This is a genomic window from Lacticaseibacillus pantheris DSM 15945 = JCM 12539 = NBRC 106106, from assembly GCF_001591865.1.
In the GTDB taxonomy this organism is placed as follows: Bacteria; Bacillota; Bacilli; order Lactobacillales; family Lactobacillaceae; genus Lacticaseibacillus; species Lacticaseibacillus pantheris.
Window position 1 is genome coordinate 1 of sequence record NZ_BCVS01000151.1, and the last position, 4,192, is coordinate 4,192.

4 protein-coding genes are annotated in these 4,192 nt (G+C 58.9%); all 4 read right to left on the bottom strand.

Going from position 1 to position 4,192, the window contains the following annotated elements; genetic code table 11:
- Positions 1-131 precede the first annotated feature (131 nt).
- The 4 genes from LPA02S_RS10905 to LPA02S_RS10920 are packed head-to-tail and all read right to left on the bottom strand — an operon-like array spanning position 132 to position 3,971.
- Entirely contained in the window at positions 132-1,322 is a 1,191-nt protein-coding gene (locus tag LPA02S_RS10905; protein WP_054651714.1) for an amidohydrolase, read from the bottom strand.
- A gap of 37 nt (positions 1,323-1,359) precedes the next feature.
- Positions 1,360-1,818, bottom strand: coding sequence for a threonine/serine exporter family protein (locus LPA02S_RS10910; RefSeq protein WP_338043280.1), 459 nt, complete (start codon positions 1,816-1,818; stop codon positions 1,360-1,362).
- Between the two features lie 3 nt (positions 1,819-1,821).
- Positions 1,822-2,580 carry a threonine/serine exporter family protein gene (locus LPA02S_RS10915; RefSeq protein ID WP_056956849.1) on the bottom strand — a complete coding sequence of 253 codons (759 nt, stop codon included), beginning with the start codon at positions 2,578-2,580 and terminating at the stop codon, positions 1,822-1,824.
- A 20-nt stretch (positions 2,581-2,600) separates the two neighbouring features.
- On the bottom strand, positions 2,601-3,971 hold the full coding sequence (locus LPA02S_RS10920) for a class II fumarate hydratase (protein WP_225350373.1): 1,371 nt from the start codon (positions 3,969-3,971) through the stop codon (positions 2,601-2,603).
- Positions 3,972-4,192 lie beyond the last annotated feature (221 nt).

The following is a 4,192-nucleotide window of genomic DNA, read 5'->3' on the forward strand; positions in this document are numbered from 1 at the left end:
CGCACTTTGCCGGTTGAAGGTTTCGCCCTAGCAGCGGTCACCGTGGAGCGGTCCACAAAGTCGCAGTACCCCACAGCACCCACACCGGCCAGAACCGCCAACCGGAGCCACCGCGTCACTGCAACCGGTCACTATTCGCGCCCTCGCAGATAGCCGATGGCAGCGGCGCCCACGGCTTTGGCCGCGATGAGTAGGCAGTCCTCGTTCATCAGGAAGTTGGGACTGTGGTGCGGGTGGCTTTGCCCGTCATCCGGGTCACAACCAACGTACAGGAACGTGCTCGGCTTACTCTGAGCAAAGTAGGCAAAGTCCTCGGACGGATCCTGCGTACCCACATCGGTCACCGCCTGAATCTGCGGAATGGCCGCAGCCTGGATGTTGTGCACCGCCTGCATCGTCACCTTTGCATCGTTCATCAAGACGGGATAGTTGTCGTCATAATTAATTTTCGCGACCACACCAAACATTGCTTCAACCCCGTGCGCAATCTGCTCAATTTGCCGGCGAATGGTGGTACGCGTGCTTTCCTTCATCACGCGCACGTCACCCTTCAGCGTTACCGCCTGCTTAATGGCGTTGAACGAGCCGACGCCATCAAACGAACCAATTGTCACGCTCGCAGTATCGAACGGGTCGATACGCCGGGAAACGACGGTTTGTAGCGCGGTCACAAAGTAGCTGCCGGCCACAATGGCGTCGTTGGACAACTGCGGCATGGATGCGTGCCCACCTTTGCCCGTGAAGGTAATCGTGAAGTTCGCCCGCCCGGTCTGCGTGGCCCCGACATGATAGCCTACCGTCCCGGTCGGCATCGACGTCATCACGTGGGCACCAATCACGTTATCGATACCTTCCAGCACGCCGGCCGCCAGCATTCCCTTCGCACCGCCAGGCGAGACCTCCTCGGCGGGCTGGTGGATAATCCGCACGCTCCCTGGCAACTGGTCACGTACCCCAATCAGCGTGCGCGCCAGCACCATCATGTAGGCGGTGTGGCCGTCGTGCCCGCAAGCGTGCATCACGCCCGCCTGTTGAGACTTAAACGGTAAATCGTTGTCCTCCTGCACCGCAAGGGCGTCAAAATCGGCACGCAACGCCAATGCCGGGCCAGGTTGCCCGCCCTTAATGTCAACTACAAAGCCGTAGCCGTAGCCAAAGTCTGCAACGGTGCAGTCCAGATCCGCATAAAAGTCACGGATGTACTGGGACGTCCACTGTTCGTGAAACGAAACCTCGGGGTGCTGGTGCAACTCCCGCCGAATACGAATAATGTCGGGCTCTGCCTGGTCCAACTTTGCCATTACTTCCGTCAACAAATTCATCATCCTCATCCCTTCTCACTATTGTGTACACGGCGATCTACGCCCGCCGCATCAGCCGCTTTATCCACGGCCGCAGTTGGTTCATCAGCGCCTCAGCCAGCACGAAGCCAATGGCAAGGGCAAACGCCACCGTCAGGGTCTTAATCAGCCCCTGCTGTGCCGTCGCGTCGTGGCCCAAAGTGAAATCCTTCATACTCATGTAAATAATGGCCCCCGGCACCAGGGACACCAGGCACGGCACGTACATCACGTTCACCGGGGCACGCACCGCGATGGCCGCAATGTTCGCCAGTACGCCGATGGTCACCGCCGCTAATAGGTTCGGCAGAATCAGGTTACCGGAAACTTGGTCCACAATGACGTACACACCCCAGGCCAAGCCACCAGTAATGCCCGACGCCATCAGGGTGCGCCGCGGAACGTTAGTAATTACGCCAAAACCGACTGAGGAGAGAAAGCCGAAGACAATTTCCGTTAGTATTACGATAATATCCACGCGTCACACCCCCGCCAGTATGCGGACCAGCACCGCGCCCAACACCACACCACCGCCGATGGCACCCGCCACCAGGACGGCGTCAACGGCGCGCACCATCCCCGAGATGGTGTGCTTACCGATGAGTTCACGTAACGAGTTGGTCAACGCGACGCCGGGAACCAACGGCATCAGCGCACTGATAATGATATTGTCGCTGCTGGTGGCCCATCCCCACTGCACTAGTGCCGCCGCTAACAGGGCGATGGTAAACCCGCCCACCGCGGAGGTAATGTACGGCGTGGTGGTTTGCCGTCCAACCCACTGGGACGCTAAATAACCAGCAATCCCGACGAAAAAGGCCCAGGCGAGGTCCGCCCACGTGGCTTTAAACAGTAACATTGGGGCCACGGACACCAACCCAGCACCGAAAATCTTCTGCGGCCAGGTGAAGTCAATCACTTTGCGGTCAATCGCCTCAATTCGTTGCTGGAGTTGGTCAAAGTCGATCTCGCCACCCACGAACGCCCGCGAAACCGAGTTAATCTCGTCCACTTTTTGCAGGTTAAAGTCACCCGTGCGCACCTTAATCAGGTGCGTGTGGGCTTCGGTTTGCGCGTCGACAAACACAGCGGTCATGGTCGCATGGCAGCTTAACTGCAGACCGGCAGCCTGACCGATATACTCGGCGGTGCCCTCAACCCGGGAAGTCTCGGCGCCGTTCTCCAGTAATATTTTGGCCACCCGGCCGCTTAACTCAATCACTTCTTCTTCGCTGGGCATCACATGCGCCCCTCCATTATTTAGTCGTCTACACGCGTCATCTGGAGCGGGTCCGCCCACTCGTCGAATTGCGCCGCGGTGACTTTACCTGATTTCAGGGCCGCCTCACGGAGCGTGGTCCCGTCGCGCAACGCATGCTGGGCGATGCGGGCGCTCACCTCGTAACCAATGTGCGGCGACAGCGCCGTCACCGTCATCAACGAGCCGTCCACGTCGGCGCGCATCCGGTCAGCATTGGCGGTCAGCCCGGTCAGGAGCAAGCGGTTAAACTGATCCAGCCCACCACGCAGCAACGTGATGGATTCCAGCAAAGTCGCGATGATAATCGGCTTATACACGTTCATTTCAAAGTTGCCCTGGCTGTTAGCCACGCTGATGGTGACGTCATTGCCCATTACCCGGGTCGCAATCATGGTCAGTGCCTCGGCCTGGGTGGGGTTCACTTTGCCCGGCATGATGGAGCTACCAGGCTCGTTAGTGGGGATGGTCAGCTCGCCGTACCCACCCCGTGGACCGCTCGCCAGGAAGCGAATGTCATTAGCAATCTTCATGAGGTCGGTTGCCAGCGTCTTCACGGCCGCGTGCGCGTTGGTCAGCTCGGTGTGCGCAGACAGCCCGTGGAACTTGTTAGTCATACTCGTATAAGCCACGCCCGAATCGCTAATCAACTGTGTAATAATCGCCTTTGTGGCCGCCGGAGTGGTGTTCAGCCCGGTACCGACGGCGGTGCCACCGAGGGGCAGCGCCCGCAAAGTATCACGGGCGGCGGTAATCGCCCGAATGTCCTGTTCCAGCGTGGCGCGCCAGCCGGAAACCTCCTGGCCAAAGGTAATCGGGGTCGCATCCTGTAAGTGTGTCCGACCTAGCTTAACGGTGCGGTGGTACTGTTGCTCCTGCGTCTTCATGGTGCCCACGGTGTGTTGAATGGTGCTTACGAGTGACCCCAAAGCAGCGTAGGCGGCCATGTGCATCGCGGTGGGAAAAGTATCGTTGGAACTCTGCCCCTGGTTGACGTGGTCGTTAGCCAAAACGGTGGTCCCGGCGGCTTTGCTGGCCTGGTGCGCAATTACTTCATTAACGTTCATGTTGGTCTGCGTCCCGGAACCGGTTTGGTAAACCTTCAACGGGAACTGACTACGCAGGTCGTGGTCATTGAACGTCAACAACGCGCTCGCCACCTGCACGATGCCATCCGCAATTGGTTGTTCGAGGTTGCCGCGACTGCCGTTGACCTTCGCCGCCGCGCGTTTGATTTCAATCAGCGCCCGAATCACTGGTAACGGCATGTCGGGGCCCACCGCAAAGTTGTGGCGCGACCGCTCCGTTTGTGGCCCCCACCAGACATCATCGGGTATTTCTACCGCACCAATCGCATCGTTTTCAATCCGCATGAACGTACCCCTTTTCGTATGGTGATATTTCGTTGCTTCCATTGTCACCGCAGCGCCAGCATTTGTCCAGAGGTAGTGTGAGGTCGGTGGCGGTTCCAGCTGAGGGGGCAGCTGGGTGCGGTGGCTGCGGTTACGGCTTACGTGCCTTACGCCGTGGCTTGCTACACCCGCACGCTCCAGCCCGTACCGGTCTTCCACGGATTATGGAGCCAAAGAAACCC